This is a genomic window from Desulfuromonas svalbardensis (assembly GCF_055389415.1).
In genome coordinates this window covers 1,912,088-1,935,595 of record NZ_AP042416.1, presented here as the reverse complement: position 1 = coordinate 1,935,595, position 23,508 = coordinate 1,912,088, and the positions used below count along the sequence as shown (strand labels likewise).

General features: G+C 45.5%; 25 protein-coding genes. 2 read left to right on the top strand and 23 right to left on the bottom strand.

Annotated features, from left to right (window positions below):
- Positions 1-38: 38 nt before the first annotated feature.
- The 22 genes from ACZ5KY_RS08820 to ACZ5KY_RS08715 form a co-directional block, all read right to left on the bottom strand.
- Positions 39-419, bottom strand: coding sequence for a hypothetical protein (locus ACZ5KY_RS08820; RefSeq protein WP_464243527.1), 381 nt, complete (start codon positions 417-419; stop codon positions 39-41).
- A gap of 15 nt (positions 420-434) precedes the next feature.
- Positions 435-1,049 (bottom strand): L-threonylcarbamoyladenylate synthase, encoded by a 615-nt coding sequence (locus ACZ5KY_RS08815; RefSeq protein ID WP_464243526.1) that lies wholly within the window; start codon positions 1,047-1,049, stop codon positions 435-437.
- Entirely contained in the window at positions 1,046-1,330 is a 285-nt protein-coding gene (locus ACZ5KY_RS08810; RefSeq protein WP_464243525.1) for a YbeD family protein, read from the bottom strand. Before ACZ5KY_RS08810 ends, ACZ5KY_RS08815 begins: the two co-directional genes overlap by 4 nt.
- Positions 1,318-1,782 carry a dUTP diphosphatase gene (dut, locus tag ACZ5KY_RS08805; protein ID WP_464243524.1) on the bottom strand — a complete coding sequence of 155 codons (465 nt, stop codon included), beginning with the start codon at positions 1,780-1,782 and terminating at the stop codon, positions 1,318-1,320. The genes ACZ5KY_RS08810 and dut overlap by 13 nt, the downstream gene beginning before the upstream one ends.
- Before the next feature lie 233 nt (positions 1,783-2,015).
- A complete protein-coding gene (gene pnp / locus ACZ5KY_RS08800; RefSeq protein WP_464243523.1) occupies positions 2,016-4,112 on the bottom strand; it encodes a polyribonucleotide nucleotidyltransferase in 2,097 nt (698 codons plus the stop codon).
- A 212-nt stretch (positions 4,113-4,324) separates the two neighbouring features.
- Positions 4,325-4,591 (bottom strand): 30S ribosomal protein S15, encoded by a 267-nt coding sequence (gene rpsO, locus ACZ5KY_RS08795; RefSeq protein ID WP_464243522.1) that lies wholly within the window; start codon positions 4,589-4,591, stop codon positions 4,325-4,327.
- A 116-nt stretch (positions 4,592-4,707) separates the two neighbouring features.
- The gene (truB, locus tag ACZ5KY_RS08790; protein WP_464243521.1) at positions 4,708-5,607 is read right to left on the bottom strand and encodes a tRNA pseudouridine(55) synthase TruB; all 900 of its coding nucleotides are present in this window, start codon (positions 5,605-5,607) and stop codon (positions 4,708-4,710) included.
- A 5-nt stretch (positions 5,608-5,612) separates the two neighbouring features.
- On the bottom strand, positions 5,613-6,572 hold the full coding sequence (locus ACZ5KY_RS08785) for a DHH family phosphoesterase (protein ID WP_464243520.1): 960 nt from the start codon (positions 6,570-6,572) through the stop codon (positions 5,613-5,615).
- A complete protein-coding gene (rbfA, locus tag ACZ5KY_RS08780) occupies positions 6,562-6,918 on the bottom strand; it encodes a 30S ribosome-binding factor RbfA (protein WP_464243519.1) in 357 nt (118 codons plus the stop codon). The genes ACZ5KY_RS08785 and rbfA overlap by 11 nt, the downstream gene beginning before the upstream one ends.
- Positions 6,919-7,045: 127 nt before the next feature.
- Complete coding sequence (infB, locus tag ACZ5KY_RS08775; RefSeq protein ID WP_464243518.1) at positions 7,046-9,907, bottom strand: translation initiation factor IF-2; 2,862 nt, start codon at positions 9,905-9,907, stop codon at positions 7,046-7,048.
- The gene (locus tag ACZ5KY_RS08770; RefSeq protein ID WP_464243517.1) at positions 9,907-10,503 is read right to left on the bottom strand and encodes a DUF448 domain-containing protein; all 597 of its coding nucleotides are present in this window, start codon (positions 10,501-10,503) and stop codon (positions 9,907-9,909) included. The genes infB and ACZ5KY_RS08770 overlap by 1 nt, the downstream gene beginning before the upstream one ends.
- 30 nt (positions 10,504-10,533) lie before the next feature.
- The gene (gene nusA / locus ACZ5KY_RS08765; protein WP_464243516.1) at positions 10,534-11,814 is read right to left on the bottom strand and encodes a transcription termination factor NusA; all 1,281 of its coding nucleotides are present in this window, start codon (positions 11,812-11,814) and stop codon (positions 10,534-10,536) included.
- 94 nt (positions 11,815-11,908) lie between these two features.
- Positions 11,909-12,397, bottom strand: coding sequence for an LSm family protein (locus ACZ5KY_RS08760; protein WP_464243515.1), 489 nt, complete (start codon positions 12,395-12,397; stop codon positions 11,909-11,911).
- 142 nt (positions 12,398-12,539) lie between these two features.
- On the bottom strand, positions 12,540-13,841 hold the full coding sequence (locus ACZ5KY_RS08755; RefSeq protein WP_464243514.1) for a class I SAM-dependent RNA methyltransferase: 1,302 nt from the start codon (positions 13,839-13,841) through the stop codon (positions 12,540-12,542).
- Positions 13,838-14,164 carry a hypothetical protein gene (locus ACZ5KY_RS08750; protein ID WP_464243513.1) on the bottom strand — a complete coding sequence of 109 codons (327 nt, stop codon included), beginning with the start codon at positions 14,162-14,164 and terminating at the stop codon, positions 13,838-13,840. The genes ACZ5KY_RS08755 and ACZ5KY_RS08750 overlap by 4 nt, the downstream gene beginning before the upstream one ends.
- Positions 14,164-14,997: an RNA methyltransferase gene (locus ACZ5KY_RS08745; RefSeq protein WP_464243512.1), complete on the bottom strand. Its 834-nt coding sequence runs from the start codon at positions 14,995-14,997 to the stop codon at positions 14,164-14,166. The genes ACZ5KY_RS08750 and ACZ5KY_RS08745 overlap by 1 nt, the downstream gene beginning before the upstream one ends.
- The gene (locus ACZ5KY_RS08740; protein WP_464243511.1) at positions 14,990-15,754 is read right to left on the bottom strand and encodes an RsmE family RNA methyltransferase; all 765 of its coding nucleotides are present in this window, start codon (positions 15,752-15,754) and stop codon (positions 14,990-14,992) included. The genes ACZ5KY_RS08745 and ACZ5KY_RS08740 overlap by 8 nt, the downstream gene beginning before the upstream one ends.
- Positions 15,735-16,151 (bottom strand): DNA polymerase III subunit chi, encoded by a 417-nt coding sequence (locus ACZ5KY_RS08735; RefSeq protein ID WP_464243510.1) that lies wholly within the window; start codon positions 16,149-16,151, stop codon positions 15,735-15,737. The genes ACZ5KY_RS08740 and ACZ5KY_RS08735 overlap by 20 nt, the downstream gene beginning before the upstream one ends.
- Positions 16,152-16,284: 133 nt before the next feature.
- The gene (locus ACZ5KY_RS08730) at positions 16,285-16,839 is read right to left on the bottom strand and encodes a 2-oxoacid:acceptor oxidoreductase family protein (protein ID WP_464243509.1); all 555 of its coding nucleotides are present in this window, start codon (positions 16,837-16,839) and stop codon (positions 16,285-16,287) included.
- 57 nt (positions 16,840-16,896) lie between these two features.
- Positions 16,897-17,637, bottom strand: coding sequence for a thiamine pyrophosphate-dependent enzyme (locus ACZ5KY_RS08725; RefSeq protein ID WP_464244651.1), 741 nt, complete (start codon positions 17,635-17,637; stop codon positions 16,897-16,899).
- A 14-nt stretch (positions 17,638-17,651) separates the two neighbouring features.
- On the bottom strand, positions 17,652-18,716 hold the full coding sequence (locus ACZ5KY_RS08720; protein ID WP_464243508.1) for a 3-methyl-2-oxobutanoate dehydrogenase subunit VorB: 1,065 nt from the start codon (positions 18,714-18,716) through the stop codon (positions 17,652-17,654).
- A gap of 17 nt (positions 18,717-18,733) precedes the next feature.
- On the bottom strand, positions 18,734-18,955 hold the full coding sequence (locus ACZ5KY_RS08715) for a 4Fe-4S dicluster domain-containing protein (RefSeq protein WP_464243507.1): 222 nt from the start codon (positions 18,953-18,955) through the stop codon (positions 18,734-18,736).
- 264 nt (positions 18,956-19,219) lie between these two features.
- Between ACZ5KY_RS08715 and ACZ5KY_RS08710 the strand changes: the two genes are divergently transcribed.
- On the top strand, positions 19,220-20,005 hold the full coding sequence (locus ACZ5KY_RS08710; RefSeq protein ID WP_464243506.1) for an acyl-CoA dehydratase activase: 786 nt from the start codon (positions 19,220-19,222) through the stop codon (positions 20,003-20,005).
- A 16-nt stretch (positions 20,006-20,021) separates the two neighbouring features.
- Complete coding sequence (locus tag ACZ5KY_RS08705) at positions 20,022-21,170, top strand: double-cubane-cluster-containing anaerobic reductase (protein ID WP_464243505.1); 1,149 nt, start codon at positions 20,022-20,024, stop codon at positions 21,168-21,170.
- A 383-nt stretch (positions 21,171-21,553) separates the two neighbouring features.
- Here ACZ5KY_RS08705 and ACZ5KY_RS08700 read toward each other — a convergent pair whose 3' ends face one another.
- Positions 21,554-23,428, bottom strand: a complete 1,875-nt coding sequence (locus ACZ5KY_RS08700) for a TonB-dependent receptor plug domain-containing protein (protein WP_464243504.1) — start codon at positions 23,426-23,428, stop codon at positions 21,554-21,556.
- Positions 23,429-23,508 lie beyond the last annotated feature (80 nt).

Here is a 23,508-nt window from a genome sequence, read left to right as displayed (position 1 = left end):
AAAATGGTATAAAAAATCAGGGGCATGAGATGAAGTGTTCAACAACCACAGCCACAATTATGACATAACTCACTACCGCCATCGGGAACAATGCTTTCAGGGGAAAAGGCGACACGGCGTACACCACGTTTTACATCAGCGAGAAGGTTGGTATCAGGGCTGGGGCCAATAAACTGGCCAAGGCATAAACTACTAAAACCATCTTGCGGGGAACGAACACGGATACTATTTAACAGATCGCCATAACCGTTAATACGCAGGGTGATATTGGGTTCTAAACAAAATTCGAAATTAACGCCACACGGAGAGAGTTCTCGATTTAATTCATCAAAAAAAGGCGCTAACGCGGCTTCATCAAAAGGGTATTTCCATTCGCCAGCAAATTCGCGATCATAAAAAACAACGGTAATAGTTTTCACATACACTCCATAGTTTTAAAGCTGATGAATCCAATCCGTTGCACCACAACCTTGGCGCAAAACTTCAACTTTATCGTTACATAAGCTGATCACTGTCGATGGATCGCCATATAGAAGGCCACCATCAACAACCATATCAAGCATGTTACCCCAATCTTGCTCAATATAACTGGGGTCTTGATAGGTTTCATCACCAGAGACATTAGCGCTTGTCGTTACAAGAGGATGACCAAGTTGACGAACAATTTCTGTGACAATTTCATTATCAGGTATGCGAATACCAACGGTGCGCTGTTTGGTGGTTACCAGGTCGGGGACAATACGCGTGGCATCGAGAACAAAGGTATATGGACCGGGGAGATGACGCTTCATAATTTTAAAAGCGAGGTTACTCACCTGTGCATATTGAGAAATTTCTGACAGATCGGAACAGATAAAGGAGAACGGTTTACGCGGATCACGTTGTTTGATCTGATGGATCTTTTTAATCCCCTTTTTATTGAAGATATCGCAACCAACACCATAAATTGTATCAGTAGGATAAGCAATCACTCCACCTTTATTTAAACAGCCAACGACTTGATTAATGAGTCGAGCTTGCGGATTATCGGGATTAATTGAGATCATCATAATAAGTATTTCAATCCCTCTATACACTGTAATGCCGTATAGATCCGCTGGCGCTGTTCATCATTGTGCAAATAAGTAACCACCGTAACGCAAAGATATGTTCCCTTACTGCTGGGTCGATGCTTCATCGCATCAAGGGAGATCGGCAGTACATTATTAATCGCCTCGTGGACGAGCATGGCAAAATTATCATCAGGGTGCGATGAGCCAAATGCTTTAAAAAGGTACTCACACGGATATTCTTGCAATGTTTCACTTTGATTACTCTCTAAGACTTGCATGTCTCACCTTCCCGTCCAGTATGACCAAAACCACCACAATCTCTTGCTGTAACATCAAGAGACTCAACCTGTTCAAGTTTCACTTGCACTATTGGAGCTATCACCATTTGCGCTACGCGTTCACCGTCTGCAATGACCACTTTCTTTTGACCATGATTAATCACAATCAGCTTAATTTCACCTCGGTAATCGGCATCAATCGTCCCCGGAGAATTAACGAGGGTGATCCCATCACGTAAAGCCAAACCAGAGCGAGGTCGAATTTGCGCCTCATAGCCCTCAGGCAATGCCAGAGCTAGACCTGTCGGAATCAAACACCGCTCACCTGGCTGCAACGAGACAGGCTGATCAAGCACAGCGCACAGGTCTAATCCTGCGGCAAGAGAACTCATATAGCGTGGAATACGCGCTGATGGATGAAGTTTTTTCAACGATACAACAACGTCACTCATGCTTATCCTTATCCCCTCCCCTTTCAGTTTAAAAGAGAGGGTTTACTTATAGTAATTACCATTTTTCATTTTGCAATGTTTCTTCTCTTTCGTCAACAGTCGCAATAACATTGACTGTGCCGTAAACAAAAAAGTGCCAAAAAGAAAAGTCCCTGTCATCCTCCATGGAGGGTGACAGGGACTCTAATTTCGATCCAGCTTATTCGAGGTTTCCCTCGAAAAAAAGTTGAATATTATACCTCTTCGAGAGTTTGACCAAGTGCCTCTTTACGCGACAATTTGATTTTACCCTGACGATCAACACCGATACACTTAACAAGAACTTTATCGCCCTCGTTTAGGATATCCGTTACGTTAGATACGCGCTCTTTAGCCAGCTCACTAACATGAACAAGACCATCAGTACCTGAGAAGATCTCAACAAATGCGCCGAAATCCATAATCTTTTTAACGGTACCGTTATAAAGCTTACCAACCTCTGGAGACTGGGTAAGCTCTTTGATCATACGTGCAGCTTCTTTTGCCGCAGCACCATCACTAGATGAAATATTGATACGACCATCATCCTCGATATCAATGCCACAACCAGTCGCTTCGATAATACCGCGAATAGTTTTACCACCAGCACCAATAACAGTACGAACTTGGTCAGACTTAACGTGAACAGTTGTGATACGAGGTGCGTATGGAGAAAGGTCATCACGAGTTGAATCGATCGCCTTAGCCATCTCACCAAGGATATGTAAACGACCCTCTTTAGCTTGCGCAAGAGCCTTTTGCATGATGTCGCGTGTAACGCCATCAATTTTAATATCCATTTGCAGGGCAGCAACACCGTTGCTAGTACCTGTAACTTTAAAGTCCATATCACCAAGATGATCTTCATCACCAAGGATGTCAGAAAGGATGGCAATATCATCACCCTCTTTGATCAGACCCATTGCGATACCAGCAACAGCATCCTTAACAGGAACACCCGCATCCATCAATGCCATTGAAGCACCACAAACCGAAGCCATGGACGATGAACCGTTGGACTCAAGTACTTCTGAAACCAAACGCAATGTGTATGGGAAGTCATCAAAGTCAGGCATGATTTTAGAAGCTGAACGCTCAGCAAGCATACCGTGACCAATCTCACGACGACCTGGGAATAAACGCATGCTGGTTTCACCAACACAGAATGGAGGGAAGTTGTAATGTAACATAAACTTCTTGAACGCCATCCCTTGGATGTTATCCATACGTTGATCATCACTTGCAGTACCAAGTGTAGTCGTTACCAATGCCTGTGTTTCACCACGGGTAAAGAGTGCACTACCATGAGCACGTGGCAACAGACCAACTTCACAGCTGATAGGACGAACAGTGTTCATCTCGCGGCCATCAATACGGATACGGTCTTTAGTAACCATTTGACGTACAACTTTTTTCTCAACGCTGCCCATAATTGCTGAGATCTCGCCAGAACGACCTTCATAGGCCTCAGCGAGTTGCTCTTGAACATCATTGCGAATCTCTTTAAGAGCGGCATAACGCTCCTGCTTGGCACGAATCACAACGGCCTTCAGGACACGATCTTTCACTAAATCGACAATTTTTGCTTCGAGTTCAGCATCAACCTCAGCAACAACAAACTCACGCTTAACTGTACCAACAAGCTCAGCAAGCTTTGTCTGCATTTCGATCAATGGTTGAAGCGCATTGTGGCCGAAGAATACTGCCTCAAGCATATCATCTTCACTGATCAGGTCTGCTTCACCCTCAACCATCATAACTGCGTGTGCAGAACCAGCAACTATAATATCGATGTCACTTAGTTCCTGCTGCTCAAGTGTTGGGTTAGCAATAAATGCACCCTCAACACGACCAACACGAACACCAGCGATTGGACCACAGAATGGAATATCAGAAATTGTCACAGCAGCAGAAGCTGCAAGGATCGCCAAAGTATCAGGATCGTTAACACAATCAGCTGAAACAACCTGTGGGATAATCTGAGTTTCGAACAGGTATCCTTTAGGAAACAACGGACGCATTGGACGGTCGATGAGACGACAAATTAAAGTCTCACGCTCCGTTGAACCACGCTCACGACGGAAGAAAGAACCAGGGATTTTACCACTGGCATAAAACTTCTCTTGATAGTTGACTGTGAGTGGGAAGAAATCTTGCCCTGGACGGATGCTATGTCCTGAAACTACAGTACAGAGTACTTTTGTTTCGCCATAAGTTATAACAACAGCGCCATCAGCTTGACGGGCCATTTTACCTGTTTCGATTGTTAAGGGTTGACCATTAAATTCAACCTCAACTTTTTGATAAGCCATTTAAAGCTCTCCTATTGGTTGCATTCCTAAATGAAATGCCCTTGTTACGATTATTTTGTTCAAAAAATTTAAACAAAAAAAAAGGCTACAGGAGGTTGGCCTGCAAGAACAACCGACCCTTGTTGATCAGGTTAGGTATTCTCCCCGGACATCCTCCAAAGCCACCTTAAATCAAAAAGCAGCAACTCTTGAAAAAGAGCTGCTGCCATTTGCTAACGACGAATTCCCAACCGTGCGATAATTGAACGGTAACGCTCAATATCAGTTTTGATAAGATAGTCGAGTAAGCGACGACGCTTACCAACAATCTTCAACAAACCGCGACGGGAATGATGATCTTTTTTATGGCTACGGAAGTGATCTGTTAGATACGTAATACGCTCGGTCAAAAGGGCAATTTGCACCTCAGAAGAACCAGTATCGCCATCTTTGCCTTGAAATTCTTTGATAATCTCTTGTTTTTTTTCTGTAGCAAGCACTTGTGCTATCTCCTTTTGAACTCATCTAAAAACGAAGTTCAGTTTTCTGGTTTAGAATATTAAATACTGTCAGTTCTTAACACATCTAAACAGCCCTGTAAAGATCAAAGAGCAGTCTAGATCCCGCTAGGAAATACTTTCAGCAACTTAAAATCGCCTCTTGATTCTAACTCATGCTCTGGATCATAGCTAGCAATAGCCATCAATTTTTCACCATCCATCAACACGACTTGTTGTTGCGCCTGAAGATCAACAGCGCTATTCAAATCTTCAATACGTGGAGGGATCCCCTCACGCAACCGATCTCGACCACTGGTTGCAACCTGAACCTCCTCAAAGCCACTTAATGCTGAACGTGGAGATAACAACTCAAAATCACCTTGAATGATCGAATCCAAGGATAGAGCCATTGACTCATCAAAGGGCCCACTACGAACACGACGTAAACTCGTCATGCAAGCACCACAACCAAGTTCTTGACCTATGTCATGGCATAAGGTTCTGATATAAGTTCCCTTTGTACAATCAACATAGATCGTAACTTCAGAACCATCAATAGATTCAACATCGAAGCGTGTTATCGTAATCTTACGCTTTTGCCGTTCAACTTCAATACCTTGACGAGCTAATCGATAAAGAGGAACGCCATTTTGCTTCAACGCTGAAAACATCGGCGGAACTTGCTCGATCTCACCAATATAGTGGGAGCAGACTTCGCGAATCTGTTCAGCGGTGATTTGATCTGTCGGATGTTCACTGACCACTTGACCTGTTATATCTTGTGAATCGGTCACACGCCCAAGACGAAATGTCGCCCGATAACCTTTATCGGTCGCAACAAGATACTCAATCAACCGTGTACAACTGCCAACACCAACCAAAAGAAGCCCAGTGGCTAACGGATCCAACGTACCCGCATGACCAACACGTTTCACATCACAGGCACGACGAACTTTTTGCACAACGGTATGCGACGTTATCCCCTGTGGCTTATCGATGATTAATAGACCATCCATCGTCTCTAAACCATCTCAGCTAGCAACTGATCGATGCGCTTAAAAGTATCCTGCATCACATCATCAATACAACCAGACAGTTCAGCACCAGCAGCATTGTGGTGGCCACCGCCACCGAGTTCTCGTGCCAAGGCACCTACATCAATGGTCCCTTTTGAGCGCATACCAAGCTTAAATGATGTCGAAGTGATTTCACGGAAAAACAATGCAACCTCAACTCCATTAATGGAGCGGGGGTAATTAACAAAGCTATCGGCAAATTCAGCACCAACGCCAACCTGATCAAGCATCTGCTGAGTGACATATATAGCAGAACATCGGCCACATGGAGAAACTTGAATAGTATTTAAAGCAAGACCGAGCAATTGCAAACGCTCAACTTCTTGACTCTCATATAAGCCACCCGCCACATGCCATGGATCAACACCCGCATCAATCATTTCACCAGCAATGGCAAACGCTTCACCATTCGAATTTGAATAACGAAACGAACCCGTATCAGATAAAATTGCAGTATAAATACACGTTGCAACATCCTTTGAAATCGGGTGACCTAATTCTTTAATCACCCGATATAGAATCGCAGCAGTTGCGCTAGCATTTGTATCGAGGTAATAAATATCACCAAAGTCTTCTGAAAAAGGATGATGATCAACATTAATCAACGTTTTACACATTGGCCGTACTTCTAATTGAGCACGACGAAGTTCACCAACATCCAACACAAAAACAACGTCGAAAGAACGACCCATTTCGATGTTGGTCACTACATGCTCAGAACCCGGCAAAAAATTGAATTTCTCGGGAACACCATCAATATTAAATGCAGTTGCCTCTTTACCCATCTCATTCAAAGCATTAACCAGCGCGAGAGTTGACCCCATCGCATCACCGTCAGGGCCTTCATGGGCTAAGACCAGAAACGTCTGGCCATTTTTAATCGCTTCAACTGTTTTACTCAGCATCGTTACCAGTCTCAATTTTGCGAATAATTGATTCAATATGATTACCGTAAGCAATCGATTTATCATATTTAAACAATAATTCAGGTACGTGACGTAACTTTATGCGCTTACCAAGTTCACGACGTAGATAAGCACTAGCACTTTCAAGTCCTTTTTGTGTTTCCTCACTGTCAGATTCTTCCCCCATAACAGTAAAGTAAACACGAGCCATGCGCAGATCAGAGGTCACATCTACCGACATAATGGTAACAAAACCAACACGAGGGTCACGCAAACCACGCAGAATAATATCGGAAAGTTCCTTCTGGATTAATTCACCAACTCGTACTGAACGTTGACTTGCCACGGGTATATCCTCTTCAAAAAATGTGTCAAAAATCTATAAATTGATTTAATCAATATGGACCTGAACTAAAACTGCCAGTGATGCCGACTACACGGCTCCACTGGCAGAAAAGTATTTCCATCATAGCTTATAGTTCTGTTTTAAACTCTTCCATCTCGTAGGCTTCAATCACATCGCCCACTTTAATGTCATTGTACTTTTCAAGGCCAACACCGCACTCGTAACCGGTTGCAACCTCTTTCGCATCATCCTTGAAACGCTTAAGGGAACTAAGAATACCTTCCCAAACTACGATACTATCACGGACCAAACGAACCTTAGCATTGCGAGTGACCTTGCCATCGAGCACCATACAACCTGCGATGGTACCAACTTTTGACACACTAAAGGTATCACGTACTTCAACACGACCTAGATGTTTCTCACGCAATGTCGGCGCAAGCAAACCTTCCATCGCATCACGAATATCGTTAACTGCGTCATAAATGATGCTGTAGAGGCGAATATCAACACCCTCTTTTTCAGCCAGTTGCGCTGCTTTTGCTTCAGGACGAACGCTAAAGCCGATAATAATTGCATCGGATGCCGAAGCAAGAGAGACATCACTTTCAGTGATACCACCAACACCCGTATGAACAACAGTCAAACGACAATTTGCGGTGGTCAACTTACTCAGAGTGTCCTTCACGGCCTCAACAGAACCCTGAACGTCAGCCTTAACAATAACTTTAAGCTCTTCGACGTTGCCCTCTTGAATACGTGCATACAGTTGCTCTAATGACAAGCGACTGTTTTGCGCTAACTCAGCTTCACGAAGCTTATGTTGGCGATGCATTGCAACCTCTTTCGCCGTCTTCTCATTTTCCAAGGCATGCAGATTATCACCAGCATCAGGAACACCTTGCAATCCAGTAACCTCAACAGGAACCGAAGGACCAGCTTCAGTCACTTTAATACCGAGATCATTGATCATGGTACGAACGCGGCCGAAATGCAAGCCGGCTACAATAGGATCGCCAATACGAAGCGTACCGTCTTGTACCAGTACCGTCGCAACTGCACCACGGCCTTTATCGAGACGTGCCTCAACGATAGTTCCTCGACCACGTTTTGTTGGATCAGCTTTTAATTCTAGAACTTCTGATTGCAACAAAACCATCTCTAACAGTTGATCTAAGTTGGTTTGTTTCTTGGCAGAAACCTCAACAAAGATCGTATCACCACCCCATTTTTCAGGAACCATCTCAAACTCAGTCAGTTCTTGCATAACGCGGTCAGTATTAGCACCCTCTTTATCGATTTTATTGACGGCGACGATAATCGGAACACCAGCAGCCTTAGAGTGACTAATTGCTTCCTTAGTCTGTGGCATAACACCATCATCAGCAGCAACAACAAGGATAACAATATCCGTTACTTTTGCACCACGTGAACGCATGGCAGTAAAAGCTTCATGACCAGGAGTATCGAGGAAACAGATCGTTTTATCATTGATCTGAACATCGTATGCACCAATGTGTTGAGTAATTCCACCAGCTTCACCGTCAGCAATATTTGCTTTACGGATCGCATCCAACAAACTTGTCTTACCATGGTCAACGTGACCCATGATTGTGACAACAGGAGGACGTTCTACAGCATTCGTTGACACTTCTTCTTCGTCAATTTTAATATCATCTGAACTTAAGATACTAATTTCATCAAAGGCAACGTTTTCAACTTCATAATTGAAATCCGAAGCAAGAATAGAAGCACTCTCAAAATCAAGAGGATGGTTAATGGTAACCATCGAGCCTTGACGCATGAGTTCACGAATTAGATCATTCGCTTTAACACCCATCCGTTTCGCTAGTTCACCAACGGTGATCGCATTACTAATGCGAATCACACGCTTAATCGCTTTAGGAATTGTAATTTCTGTCTTCTTAGAAACTTTAGGTTGCTTTTTACCACGACGACCACGGCCACCACGATCAGGCTCAAAGACCTCCATCTGGTTACGACGACGACGTTGATTGCCATCACTAGCTGGTGCTGCACCTGCACCAGCATAATCGCCCCCTTTGGCGCCCTTCTTTTTCTTACGATTAGCACGCTGATCACGACCCGCGTCGCCAACAGGAGCTTCAGGAGTCATCGCTGGTCGGCCAGAAACTGGCCGAGCTGGAGCACCTGGTCTCGTTGACGCACCAGGTCTCGTTGATGCACCAGGTCTCGCTGGAACACCAGGTCTCGCTGGAGCACCAGGTCTCGCTGGGGCACCAGATCTCGCTGGAGCACCGGGTCTCGCTGAACCTGGTTGCGGCTTACGTGTCTGTGGCTTACGACCTCGTGCGTCGCCGCGTAATGCGGATTGTGGCAATTCAACGCGGCCTAAAATTTTAGCACCACCACTGGTTGGCTTTGTTACCTCTTTAGCTTCAGCAGCAGTGGAAACAATTGCAGCAACATTTCGCGTTGCAGCTTTACGTTTCGGTGCTGGGGCAGCTGGTACTTCAGCAACAGCTTCCTTAACAACTTCAGATTTTGGTGTCTCTGCCTGTACCGATTCAACCTCAGGAGCTTCTGCAACAACAGCAGGTTCAGATTCAACCTCCTTGGCAGGAGCAACTTTATCGACGACTGGCTCAACCGCAGTTTCAACAACAGCAGGAGATTCGTCTACAGTCTCTTCGGCCGTTGCCTGCACAACAGGAGCGACCTCTTCAACAACGGCTGGCTCTTCAGCGACAACCTCTTCAACAACTGGCTGAGGAGGTTCAACTTTACGACGACGACGAATCAGTCCAGTATTCACACGTTCTTCGTCGAAAGATACGGGGGGGGTCTCGGCTGATGCCTTCATCTTATCCAATGAACGTACAGCCTCTTCATCAACAACACTCATATGACTTTTAGCCTCAATTCCTGCTTGTTGCAAACGTTCGAGCAGTTCTTTATTTTCAACGCCCATTTGCTGTGCCAGTTCGTATATTCTAATTTTCGCCATCAGAGTTCCCCCATTACATACGTATATCGTTGCAGCTCTTGATTTAATGATTGCGCCAAAGGACTTTTCATCAAAGCCAACACACTTCGCTCCGATAAGCCTAACGCTTGCCCTATTGCCGCTTTATCAAAACACTCAATCAGTGGCACCCCAGCACGTGCAGCCCGTTGTCGTACTTTCGAACCAACACCTTCCGAGACATCTTTCGCCATCAGAACCCATGCAATATCACGAGGGTTTCGAAGCGAAGCAATGACTAATTGGCTACCACTACTCACCAAATCAGCCTTGCGTGCCATCCCAATCAGATTTAATACACGAGCGGTCACTTGCTCTTGTATTGAACTAATCAATTGTTCTGCATCAACATTGAGTTGAGTGTTTTTTAAAGACCGTGTAAACGCTTTGCGTTGCACAGCTTGAGTAATACATTTTCTATTCAAACAAGTATAGCTTCCGCGACCAGGAAGTTTATGCCGATAATCAACCAGCAAACTACCATCGGGTGCTGAAACATACCGAACAAGTGTCTCTTGCGCTTCTGTTGCGCGGCAAGCGATACAAGTTCTTAAAACCTTATGTGTTTCTTTTACCAAAGAGACTTACTCCACTTGATCCATCACGGATTATTCATCTACAACATCAACTTCGACATCAACTTCGACATCAACTTCGCCATCAGCTTCGACATCAGCTTCGCCATCAGCTTCGACATCAGCTTCGACATCAGCTTCGACATCAGCTTCGACATCAGCTTCGACATCATCAACAACAGCACTATTCTCTTCTATCGCCTCGGCGACATCATCTTCAACTTCAGCTGGTGAAGCTTCTTCTGCTTCGTCACCAGTAATGAGATCTTCTTGCTCAATCTCAGCAGCCCGAGTCTCACTTTTAATATCGATTTTCCAACCGATCAAACGAGCAGCTAAACGAACATTTTGACCCTTCTTACCAATCGCCAAAGACAGCTGGTCGTCAGGAACAACAATCTCCATCGCTTGACCATCATTGTCAACATATACACGCGAAACGTCCGCAGGTGCTAATGCTGAACAAGCAAAGCGTGCCATGTCATGGCTCCAAGGGATAATGTCAATTTTTTCGCCGCGCAATTCTGAAACAACATTTTGCACACGTGAACCACGCATGCCAACACATGCACCTACTGGGTCGACATCAGGATCATGCGAAACAACAGCAATCTTAGCACGACTACCGGGCTCACGAGAACAGGCAATGATCTCAACGATTCCCTCTGCAATTTCAGGAACTTCCGTTTTAAACAATTCAATCACCAAGCTTGGATGGGTACGCGACATGATAATCTGCGGGCCCTTCGGTGACATCTTAACTTCAGCGATATAAGCGCGAACACGATCAGACTGACGGTAATTCTCACGAGGAACCTGCTCGCGATGAGGAAGTAAAGCTTCAGCGCGACCAAGATCAATAATCAGATCTCCACGCTCATAACGGCGAACAATACCGTTTACTAACTCACCAACACGATCCTTGAATTCTTTGTAAATCCCTTCACGTTCTGCTTCACGTACTTTTTGAATAATAACCTGTTTTGCAGTTTGCGCCGCAATACGACTAAAAGTACCAGAGTCCATCTTCATACCAAGGGAATCACCACACTCAACCTCAGCATCAATCTCCTGAGCTTCTCTGAGATCGATCTCTTTGTAGGAGTCTTGAACATCGTCTACAACGGTAACAAACTCAAATAATTCGACTTCACCTTGATCATTATTGTAATGAGCTTCAAGTTCGCGTGTATTGCGATACTTTTTATTTGCAGCGGAAAGAACAGCAGACTCCAACGCCTCAACTAACACAGAACGCTCTACGCCTTTATCTTTTACCACTTGATCAATGACGTGGTTGAGATTCGCAACCATTATAAATCTCCTATACTTTTCTATTCCTGACACATTCAGGCAACGGAAGTATCAGCGATGTAGACAGCTCACCTTGATACCGATTTATTTATTATTAAAACTGAGGTTCGATATTAACTTTTGCAATATCAGCCTGAGCAATTTCTACACGACCTTCGGGCTGGTCCTGTTGATCAACAATAACCTTACCTTGCTCTAAGCCAATCAACTCACCAACAAATGTCTTGCGCAGACAACCACGTCCATCAGGATCAAGGGCCACAAGTGTTTTCACTCGGACAATCTCCCCTTTAAAACGTTCAAAGTCTGCATCTTTTTTTATAATTCGGTCCATCCCAGGAGATGAGACCTCAAGTCGATAAACGACTTTGATCACTTCTTCAACATCAAGGACAGCACTCAATTCACGACTAAATGCAGCACACTGGTCGAGATTAATGCCACCGACCTTATCAAGATAAAAGCGTAATAACCACTCAGAACCCATTTGTTGATATTCAAGATCGACTAATTCAAGACCCTGCTCATCTAAAATAGGATCAGCAATCAACATAACCTGCGCTATTGTTTGTTCAAATACCATCTACGAACCCTGTAAAAACAAAAAAAGTGAGCTAAAAGCTCACTTCCCAAATGAATGAAAAGGTTTAAATCCCGCATTATTTAGCATGCTGGAATAAAAATAACAAGTAAAAAGTCTACAGCCAACATACAGAATCAGAGAACTAAAGGTCACAGTCTCGCGAAGTTATCTGCCGTAACACGGCAAGCACTTCTGTGTGTGCCGTCTGCGGAAACATATCAATCGGCTGTATTGATTCCAGATGATAACCACCATCAATCAATACAGTCAAATCACGTAACAATGTTTGCTGATCACAAGAAACATAAACAATCGATCTCGGCGTCAATTTCAATAGCGGAACTAGAGCCTCCTTCGCTCCGGCACGAGGCGGATCGAGAACAACAACATCAACTTTTTCTGACATTGACTCCATAAACCGCTCAACACGACAACTATGAAACACCACATTTTCACAACCCGCAACGGCAGCGTTCTTTTCAGCTGAAGCAATTGAGGGTGCATAACCTTCCACACCGATCACGTGCTTGGCTCGACGAGCAAGCGGTAACGAGAAATTACCCATACCACAATACAGATCAAGTACGGTATCGTCATCACAAAGCTGAGCTTCGCGTAACACCATTTCAACGAGATGGCGATTCTGCATTAAGTTAATTTGAGCAAACCCGCCAACTCCATAAGTTAATGTGATCGCCGGAGTATCCACCCCAATCGACACTCCAACCTCGCCGCGAATCTGCTGTATGTGTTCCGAGCGTTCATCTAGAGCAAAAAATGAACCATCAATGTATTCAGAATTTTCGCACAACCACTGAGCAAAGCAATCGAATTTATTCCCTTTAAAATGGATCACAATCCGAGGCATTCCCACATCGCCGACAGCGACATCAATTTGAATCACCTGCCGAGCGTAGACACTGCCATCAAACAACTGACGAAGTGGCGAGATAAGGCGCTCGATACGTGGATCAACCACGAGGCAGCAGGCAACATCGACAACACTGTGGCTCGCGCGACGATAAAACCCCAGCAGGAATCTATCTGCGCTGACACTACACTTAAATTGAACACGACTTCGGTAGCCCATCTGTTGTGGGCTCTTAACCAGCGGTTTTACCACAGCCGAATCAACATCTAATTGATGGTCACAATTTTCGCGAAATAGGCGTTCTTTCCAGCCACATTGGTCTTCATAGGAGAGTTGTTGCCAATCGCAACCACCACACTCTGAAAAATGTTGGCACGGCGGCTCTACACGCTCCGGAGAAGACTGAACCACTTCAAGCAACCGCCCCTTAGCATAACGCTTTTTTTCTACAGTCAACTGGCAACGCACCTGATCACCCGGGATAGCACCACTAACAAATACCGCCTTACCATCTAAGCGACCTAAACCATCGCCACCATGCGTTAGGGTCGTTATGTCAACAATGACACTCATTTCAGACCTGGCAGCAGGATACTCTTGCGCGTTTTAGACGATTTGAGGAACTTCTTCTCAAAGTTCTCGCTGGCCATGTATGTCATTGTTCCTTGACGAAACGAGTTAAGTAGCTGTTCTTGAACAGATTTTACATCCGCGCTACTCACTCCCATACGCTCAAGAGTTTGAAATTTATGGCCCTGAGCAAACTCTTCGCTGGCGAAACGCAACTCAACCTCAATACAAACTCGATGGTAATCACCATAATAGCGATTTGTCACATCATTAAAGTTAATCTGTACACCATTCGCCAGTTGTTCACTTGATAACAGTTCGCTCATCAGTTGTCCTCACCATGATCACAGTCACGGTCCCGCTCTTTATCAGGATCAATAGCCTTAAGTTGTTCTTCATCTAATTGGTTATATAACCACCCAATACGACGCCAAAGTCCTTGCATGACACGAACATCACGTTCCATCAAACCAGCGCGACCAAAAATGCGGCGATAGGTGCGTAGAATATGGTCTGGGTTGCTAACATCGAGATACTCAATGTTAGTCAAAGCTTTACGCATGCGGCCAAACATATTTTCAAGTTCAGCTGTGCTCGCCAAAACTCCTTCGCCATAGGATGTTTTTTGCCCCGCAGTAATCACCTTAGACAGCTCATATAAACACAACGATACCGCCTGAGCCAAGTTCATCGACGGAAATTCATCGCTCGTTGGTATGGTGATAAAGCGCTGACACAGATCCAACTCTTCAGTGAGCAGACCACGATCCTCACGACCAAACACTAACGCTGAAGCCACCGAACTACCAAGGTTAGATAGGTAGTTTGCCGCACCATCAGGAGACAAAAAATCATCGCGATAACGACCAAAACGGCGAGTAGTGCCAAGGGAATACTGACGATCACTCAGCGCTTCAGCCAAGGTGTCATACACACGCGCTGATTCCAGTAACTCCCCCGCCTTAACCGCCATCTTACGGGCATCCTCACTGAGGTGATCAGTTTGAGGATTCACTAAGCGCAAGTCGGTAAAACCAAAATTGGCCATCGCCCGACAAACAGAACCGATATTTAATGGCCCCTGTGGCTCAACGAGTACAATAGCAATATGATGACGATCATCGCGCCGAGGCGTTTGATCTACAATTGAATCAGGCATAATCTCCTACTATATGTTGAACCAATGTCGCCGCAACAATAGCTGCCGTTTCGGTCCGTAAAATTCTATTTCCTAGTGCTACCGGCACCACACCATGCTGCTGTGCACATTCCACCTCTTGGCGATCAAAACCACCCTCAGGGCCAACAACAATGGCAATACGGGTTGGCCGACTACTACCGACACCATCAGCAAGAGACCAACCGCTGCTCTGTTCATCGAGCAGAATCTTTACATCCCACGCTGAAAACTCAGCGTAAAGGTTATCCCACTGTTGCACGGGTGCAAGTTCTGGCAATAATCCGCGCCGGCATTGCTTGGCAGCGTTCAATATCACTTCAGACCAACGATGCGACTCCTGCTGCCCCGCATCGCGCTCTCCTAATGGCACTGAGTGCTGACTGATAAATGGCACAATGCGCGTTACGCCGATCTCGGTTAACTTTTGCAACACCAACTCAAAACACTCTTTGCTCGGCAAGGCTTGAAACACGCAAATCTCAATCGCAGACTCGGGCACACCAATGGCTTCAAAGGGGAGAATTGTTGCCCCCTCATCGTCCAACTGACAAATCCGTGCACGAAACCAACGCTGATTGCAATCACACAGCGAAACAGCGTCACCAACCTGCGGCAACCATAACGCTAACGCCTGACGCGCTGAATCATTGATGGCAGTTTCTTGCCCTAACACCAACGAGGTATCAACGCAAATCACGCTTTTCTGACCACCATCATTACCGCATTCGAAGTTCACAACCTACCCCTTGCCACTGTGCGTAGCGTTTTCGTGCCGCGTCACGCAGTGCGTCATCATAGGTTTCAGCAAAATCGATCACATGCTCAAACTGGCGCATAAACTCTGGGGTACAGGGTGAGGCGGCAATCAGCACTTGTGCCCTATTGGGGTTACGCTGCTGCGTACCAATAGCAATCGCCTCTTCATGGCATTCCACGGCACCATTGTCCCAAACATGCGGCAAAAACGAATGACGATCATATGTCCACATAAACCGATCAAGGGTTAACGCTTGGTTGTCATCAACGACAATGATCAGTACCCGTTTACCTTGATGATAAAACTCTGAAGCCAATTCGCATAAATGCTTGGCTTTTTCAGGCTTATCGAGTTTAACAAATTCAACAATGGGCACAATATTTCTCCATAGTTCTACAAAATCCACTCAACGTAAAAAAGGCCAAGCATACGCTCGGCCTTTTTATACCGCTGAAATTGATACAAGTCCAGCTTTTGAACACAGGAGTCATCTCAATAACAGATGAACGTTAACGAGCAAAAGCTTGACGACAGAATTCTGCGCCAGCTTCCAAGGCTTGATGGTTCATGGGCAAAAAGCGATGGTTACGCTCTGGAAGCACCTCTTTCAACGCCTCTTTGAGTGAATCAACGGAAACAACCTTGCTGTACTCAACATACGCCCCAAGTACAATCATATTCACCATACGGGAATTACCAATCTCCAAAGCCATCTCGTTGGCGGGGATCAACAATCGTTTAATATCATTGCGCCGTGAGCCATCATCGTCAATCAAGGATGAATTAATCAAAGCAAACCCACCACTGCGAACATGACTATAGTATTTTTCCATCGACAACGGGTTCAATAACAACGCCGCTTCTGGTTCGCCAACAACGGGAGAACCAACACTTTTATCTGACATCACGATGGTGCACGTTGCCGCGCCACCCCGTTTTTCAACACCATAAGCGGGAAAATAAGATGCCTGATTCCCCTCTAAAATTGTGGCATACGCCAACAAATTACCGATCAACAAAATTCCTTGGCCGCCAAATCCAGCCATATAAACATCATGATTCATACCTTCACCAACCCTTTGTGACAACGTGCTTCTAAATCAAGTGGAACGCAACAATGATTACTCTGTTGCATCCTTATAAACACCAAGTGGGAAATAAGGGATCATCTCATCGGCAACCCGCTCATTGGCCTGTAACGGAGTCATACCCCAGTTTGTCGGACACGTTGCCAACACTTCAACAAACGCAAAGCCTTGACCATCCAATTGTGTTTTAAAGGCTTTACGGATCGCCTTGCCCGCCTGTAGCACATGCTTAGGAGTATCCACAGCAACACGCACAGAGTAGGCAGTCCCCTCTAAACCAGACAGCAATTCTGCCATGCGGATCGGATAGCCATCAGTGTTGACATTACGCCCCTCTGGTGAGGTCGAAGTCTTCTGCCCGGGTAGAGACGTTGGTGCCATCTGGCCACCTGTCATACCGTAGGTGGTGTTATTGACAAAGATAACCGTTAACTTTTCGCCACGGTTAGCGGTATGAATAATTTCACTGGTGCCGATAGCAGCAAGGTCACCATCGCCTTGATAGGTAAACACCGGACGGTTGGGATGAACACGTTTTGCACCCGTTGCCACAGCCGGAGCGCGGCCATGTGGTGCTTCAATGACATCAATATCAAAATAACCATACAGGAAAACACTGCAGCCCACCGATGCCACACCGATCGTTTGATCTTTGATGCCAAAATAATCCAGCGCGTCCGCAACCAAGCGATGGACGGTTCCATGCTGGCAACCCGGACAATAATGGGTTTGAACGTCCTTCAATGAATCAGGACGGGAAAATACTTTTTTCATCTCTGTCGTCATCATCAAGCCTCGTAATGGGTGCGAATCTGGTCAAGGAACTCTTCAGGTGTTGGCAACGAACCAGCACCCGGAGCGCGGCCATAAAAGGACACATCCGTTCCCGGTACCGACAAGCGAACATCTTCCACCATTTGACCATTGTTCAGCTCAAAGCACAGCACCTTTTGTCCAGCACTGGTATGCTTTTTAAAGGCTCCCTTTGGGAAAGGGAACAGCGTGATTGGACGTAATAAGCCAACCTTCATACCCTGCTCACGAGCCAAGCGAACAGCTGTTTTAGCGATCCGCGCGGTACTACCATAGGCCGTTACCACGAACTCGGCATCGTCAAGTTCCACACCTTCGTAGCGCACCTCTTTGGCTTGCATCACTGCGTACTTTGCATGCAAACGATTGTTGTGTGCTTCCAGCTCACCATCACCCAAATAGAGTGACTTGACAACCTTCTGCTCACCCGCTTTACCATCACCGATCAAAGCCCAATCTTTCACTTCAAGATCATCTGGAGCAACATACGGGAGAGGCGTTAAGCCCTCTTTCATTTGGCCAATCACCGCATCAGCTAAAATCATCGCTGGTACGCGATAACGATCGGACAGATCAAACGCCAGCATGGCCATATCGTACATCTCTTGTACTGAATCAGGTGCGAGAACGATGATGTGGTAACCACCATGACCGCCCCCTTTAACCGATTGAAAATAGTCCGCTTGAGAGGCATCAATACCGCCAAGGCCTGGACCTGAACGACAGATATTAACAATCAAGCCTGGGCATTCACTGCCAGCCATGTAGGAGATCCCCTCTTGTTTCAAAGAGATTCCGGGGCTTGAAGATGAGGTCATTGCCCGAGCGCCACTCGCACTTGCGCCAAGCAACATATTGATCGATGCGATTTCGCTCTCCGCTTGAATAAATTGGCCACCAAGCTTAGGCATTTCACGCGCTATATACTCGGGAATATCACTCTGAGGAGTGATCGGATAACCGAAATAGTACCGACAGCCCGCTTCCAGAGCGCCCATCGCTACCGCTTCGTTTCCTTTTACAAATAATCTTTTAGTCAAGCCTTCCTCCATAACACTTATTTAACTCCCTTAAATACCTCAATGGCCACATCTGGGCACATCTGGGCACATAGCGTACAACCCGTACAGCGCTCTAGATCTGCAAGGCTGATCACTGCGGGGAGGTATCCTTGTTTATTCAGCTCTTTACTCATTTTTATCAAGTTCTGGGGACAAGCTACTGTACACAAAGCACAGCCCTTACACCGCAGCTCGTCGATCACAATCTTATTTGCCACGTCTATTTCCTATCATTGAAGTTAATGGAACGATTTAAATACACCTAAATAATTGAACACAATTTTTCATCATACCAAACTCAACAAATGATCGTCAAACAGATTTAATTCACCAGCTATTCTCTAGCACAACCCATCAGAAAAACTAATCTCATTGAAGAAAAGTATCAGGATTTCCATTTTGACTTCCCACCACCACGTTACGTACAGTGCCACAATCACGAACCACTACGATTATAAACCTGTAAAAACCTCAGGAAAATCATGAAGCAGATCAGCGTCGGTATCGATATTGGCTCAACGGCCACCAAAGCAGTGCTACTCATCAACGGCACAATCACGGAACAAGTTATTATCCCCAGCGGTTGGGACCCAAAGCAAGCGGGACGAAATGCCTATGATGCCCTACTCGAAAAAGGTCAACTGGTTGAGCAACAGGTGCAAGCTGTGGTCGCGACAGGGTATGGGCGCATCACCCTGCCCTTTGCTGACCGCCGCGTAACAGAAGTCACCTGCCACGCTCGGGGCGCAGAACATATGGTTACGGGGAGCCGTTTGGTCATCGATATCGGTGGCCAAGATAGTAAAGTGATCGCCCTTGATGGCTGTGGTCATGTAACCGATTTTATCATGAATGACAAATGCGCTGCTGGTACAGGCCGATTTCTGCAAGTGATGGCTGGCGTACTTGATTTAACGCTGGATGAGCTGGGTGAATTGGCATTGATTTCACAGCCCGCAACCATCAGTAGTATGTGTACGGTGTTTGCTGAATCTGAGGTGATCGGACTGCTCGCTCGCGGAGCCGAAAAAGGGGCTATTGCAGCGGGTGTTATCGACTCCATTGCCAAACGTCTGCCCACCCTCGTCGGCCGCATGCCAAGCAGTGAATATATCACCTTTACGGGTGGACTCGCCAGCAACACAGCCATCTGCCAGCGGATAGAACAAAGCCTTAATATCCCTTTACGTGTTCCCGAATTTCCTCAACTGGCTGGTGCCATTGGTGCAGCCCTTATCGGCAATGATATGACCAAAAAACACATCTAGCATAAGGAATTTATCGATGAAATCATCCACCTATCAACAACTTGAATCACTGCGTGAAAATAACGTTATAGCCTTAAAAAAGGCCAAAGAGGCAGGACAACATATCGTTGGTATGTACTGTCTATATTCACCCGCCGAACTAATTGTAGCAGCGGGAGCATCGCCAGTGATGCTGTGCGGCACAAGCCAAAAACCGATCCCCATCGCCGAACAAAGTTTACCACGCAACCTGTGCCCACTGATTAAATCAAGCTACGGGTTTGCCGCAACCGACACCTGCCCATTTTTTTATTTTTCAGATTTCATCGTCGCTGAAACTACCTGCGATGGCAAAAAAAAGATGTACGAATTGATGGAGGAGTTCAAACCAGTTCACCTGTTACAGCTACCCCAAATTCAAGACAAAGAAACAGCGCTAAACTACTGGTTATCTGAACTCAACCTTTTAAAAGAGAAACTGGAACAGACCTTCAATGTTGAGATCACTGAGCAAAAACTGCGTGATGCCATTGAACTTCTTAACGATGAGCGACGAAGCCTTAAAGCGTTGCAAGATGTCTGTCGACATAAACCCGCGCCGATTAGCGGCATCGAAATGCTCACAGTTCTTCACAACCGTGGGTTTGCCCTCGATAAGCGCGCCACAATTAAACTCGTTGATCAACTGACTAGCGAACTGAACCAGCGCGCAAAGGAAGGCATATCAACCCTTGCGGCCGATGCACCTCGCATTTTATTAACAGGCGTACCAGTGGGGCTCGGTTCGGAAAAAGTGGTGAGGATCATTGAGGAGTCAGGTGGTCAGGTGGTGTGTTTTGAAAGCTGTGGCGCTTATAAAAAAGTGGAGCCTGTACGTCAAAGCGAAGACCCTTTGCGTGATATTGCACAATGCTATCTCGCCATCCCTTGCTCGTGCATGTCACCCAACACCGGCCGCTGCGACCTCGTGACAAATTTAGCAAGAGAGTTTCAAGTTGATGGTGTCATCGACCTGACTTGGCAAGCTTGTCACACCTACAACATTGAATCATTCAGCCTGCGCAAGCATATGCAACAGGAGGTAAACTTACCCTTTTTGCAAATTGAAACCGACTACTCTGAATCCGATAGTGAACAGCTTAAATTACGACTTGAAGCATTTCTGGAACTACTCGCAGCTCAGTAAAACAATCGTAACTTAAAGATTGATTTCGCCAGGATAAGTTGACCACAGATAACCAAGGCCAACACAGGCTAACGTTAACAGCAGAAGAAACACGGCTAACAGGCCCACAACCAAGCATTGCTGGTATTTTTTCTTCCGATAAAAGTTAAATGACAAATAGAAAAATAACACGCAAAATGGAGCTGAGAAGATAAACAACATAGGGGGCACAGTCCTCATTCTCCCGAAATTGGGAGGCGGAAACGTTATAAATGATTCGCCACCAGAGTTCAAGCCTCATGGTGCGCTAGAAATACACAAGACACCGTCCACCTACAAACAGCCCTCCCTGTAACCATCAGTGGAGGGCTGTTTCTAACGCGCAATAGGATTATTGCAAACAATCAATACTGTATTTCGTAACCAATCTTAATCACCCGCCTTAAGCCGTAATAACGTGAAATCGTGCTCCCTCCAGTGATCATCTCTTCGTCAAAAACATTATCAACAGTAAATGTCGCTGAACCAACAGGCAGCTTAACTTTCGTATAGAGATTAACCGTCAACTGACTATCTAAATCATCTTCGCGATCATTTTGATTAATCGCATCACAATTCACAGTAACCACTTCCCCTAAGTAATTTATGCCAAAAGCTGTTTGTACTCGCGGTCCAACCTGATTTTCATCACCGTTTTCATCATCTGCAATCGGATTGGCAACAAACCCACGCGCCGAAAGAGTGATATTTTTCAACCGATTGTCTTGACCATCAAATGGAAAGAAGGTCGCATCCCACTCCACCCCTTTATTTTCGTAATCAACGGAATTGTAATAACTATTCATACCGTCTGGACGCGTATAAGAGATAATTTTCTCCTCAAATTTCATCAAAAACAACGCAACACGTAATCGAATAAAGCGATGATCGTATTTTATTCCAGCTTCATAGGTCCAGCCCTCTTCAGGATTCAGGTCTGGATTTCCAACACGGGTATCGGTCTTATAATATTGGTCATTAAAACTCGGTGCACGAAACGCTTTACCCGCATTAGCAAAGAGGTTTAAAGCTGGGTTGACTCGACATATTGCTCCTGCGCTGGGTAAAAATCGGCTGTAATCACGTGCACCATCGGCGGCATCCACCAGCTGTTCACGCGCACCAACATTAAACACTAAACATTCAAGAAACTCCCGTTTCACCTGCCAAAATAACGCGCTATCATCCCGATAATGACGACCATATGAGTAATCATAATCTGCAACACGACGAATCACATCGCCACCGACAGTGTGCTGAAAAGATAACGCATCAAAACGGTAATCGGTGCTGAGGCCGTAATTGTAAGTACGCCGCTTTTCTTCAGGTTTTTCTGGTGAGGTCTGCTCTTTTACTAGACGATCAAAGGAGTAGAACCCTTTGATTTTAAAATGGTCGGCTTCATAGCGAATATTGGTGAAGTGTTTATCCTGATTTTGATCATAAATAATTGAGCTTTTGGTTGGGCTATCGTATCGGCGTGTAAAACCCGTTTCTATCCGGCTATACAGATAATTGATAAACAGATGTTCACTCGGTTGATAATTGAGGCTTAGCGAAGAGTGATCCGTCCCCTCCATGTCGTAAGTGTAGCCCTTAGTTGATGAAAGCTTACGGTAGATGGTATCAATACCATCCAAGCGCTGATAACTCAGCCCCATATTTAGTTGATTACTGACAAAACCTAACTGATGGTTTTGATAACCCTCTTCACCGAATTCAACACGCGCATACGGCGAAAAATTACCTGCAGTCTTTTTGGTAATGATGTTAATGACGCCTGTCATCGCATCAGCACCATATAATGTTGATGCGGCACCACTTAACACTTCAACACGCTCTACTTGATCAATACTAATGGCGTTTAAATCGTAGCTTCCACCCGAGGCACTTTGAATTGGCACACCGTTAATCAAAACCAACTCGCCATCCTCTAAGCCGCGAATACTCACTTCGCTTTTCATCCCCATACGGCTAACACCGAGAGGAGCTAGCGACTTATACGATAAACTACCTACCCGTTTTAGAGCATCAACGAGGTTATTCCCCCCAGTTTCGATCAATTGCTCTGCTGTTGCCACGGTGATAAACCGCGATGACTGCTTCTCTTGCACAGGATAGCGTTCCGCTGTCACCACCATCTGCTCCAAATTATACGTCGTTAGTTCAGTCTGCCCCCAAGCCACCGTTGCCGTCAAAATTAATACAACCGTTAATACACACCATTTCAATCTAACCATTTTACACTCCTACCATCTACCAATGATCTGGGCGCAAAAAAACCCAGACCGAATAATATCGACCTGGGATCTCCCTTTTC

What these genes read in the sequence shown, in the direction of transcription:
- ACZ5KY_RS08815 (WP_464243526.1), bottom strand. Translation starts at nt 1,049, where the DNA reads ATGATGATCTCAATTAATCCCGATAATCCGCAAGCTCGACTCATTAAT.
- ACZ5KY_RS08810 (WP_464243525.1), bottom strand. Translation starts at nt 1,330, where the DNA reads ATGCAAGTCTTAGAGAGTAATCAAAGTGAAACATTGCAAGAATATCCG.
- dut (WP_464243524.1), bottom strand. Translation starts at nt 1,782, where the DNA reads ATGAGTGACGTTGTTGTATCGTTGAAAAAACTTCATCCATCAGCGCGT.
- pnp (WP_464243523.1), bottom strand. Translation starts at nt 4,112, where the DNA reads ATGGCTTATCAAAAAGTTGAGGTTGAATTTAATGGTCAACCCTTAACA.
- truB (WP_464243521.1), bottom strand. Translation starts at nt 5,607, where the DNA reads ATGGATGGTCTATTAATCATCGATAAGCCACAGGGGATAACGTCGCAT.
- ACZ5KY_RS08785 (WP_464243520.1), bottom strand. Translation starts at nt 6,572, where the DNA reads ATGCTGAGTAAAACAGTTGAAGCGATTAAAAATGGCCAGACGTTTCTG.
- infB (WP_464243518.1), bottom strand. Translation starts at nt 9,907, where the DNA reads ATGGCGAAAATTAGAATATACGAACTGGCACAGCAAATGGGCGTTGAA.
- nusA (WP_464243516.1), bottom strand. Translation starts at nt 11,814, where the DNA reads ATGGTTGCGAATCTCAACCACGTCATTGATCAAGTGGTAAAAGATAAA.
- ACZ5KY_RS08760 (WP_464243515.1), bottom strand. Translation starts at nt 12,397, where the DNA reads ATGGTATTTGAACAAACAATAGCGCAGGTTATGTTGATTGCTGATCCT.
- ACZ5KY_RS08755 (WP_464243514.1), bottom strand. Translation starts at nt 13,841, where the DNA reads ATGAGTGTCATTGTTGACATAACGACCCTAACGCATGGTGGCGATGGT.
- ACZ5KY_RS08750 (WP_464243513.1), bottom strand. Translation starts at nt 14,164, where the DNA reads ATGAGCGAACTGTTATCAAGTGAACAACTGGCGAATGGTGTACAGATT.
- ACZ5KY_RS08745 (WP_464243512.1), bottom strand. Translation starts at nt 14,997, where the DNA reads ATGCCTGATTCAATTGTAGATCAAACGCCTCGGCGCGATGATCGTCAT.
- ACZ5KY_RS08730 (WP_464243509.1), bottom strand. Translation starts at nt 16,839, where the DNA reads ATGAATCATGATGTTTATATGGCTGGATTTGGCGGCCAAGGAATTTTG.
- ACZ5KY_RS08725 (WP_464244651.1), bottom strand. Translation starts at nt 17,637, where the DNA reads ATGAAAAAAGTATTTTCCCGTCCTGATTCATTGAAGGACGTTCAAACC.
- ACZ5KY_RS08710 (WP_464243506.1), top strand. Translation starts at nt 19,220, where the DNA reads ATGAAGCAGATCAGCGTCGGTATCGATATTGGCTCAACGGCCACCAAA.
- ACZ5KY_RS08705 (WP_464243505.1), top strand. Translation starts at nt 20,022, where the DNA reads ATGAAATCATCCACCTATCAACAACTTGAATCACTGCGTGAAAATAAC.
- ACZ5KY_RS08700 (WP_464243504.1), bottom strand. Translation starts at nt 23,428, where the DNA reads ATGGTTAGATTGAAATGGTGTGTATTAACGGTTGTATTAATTTTGACG.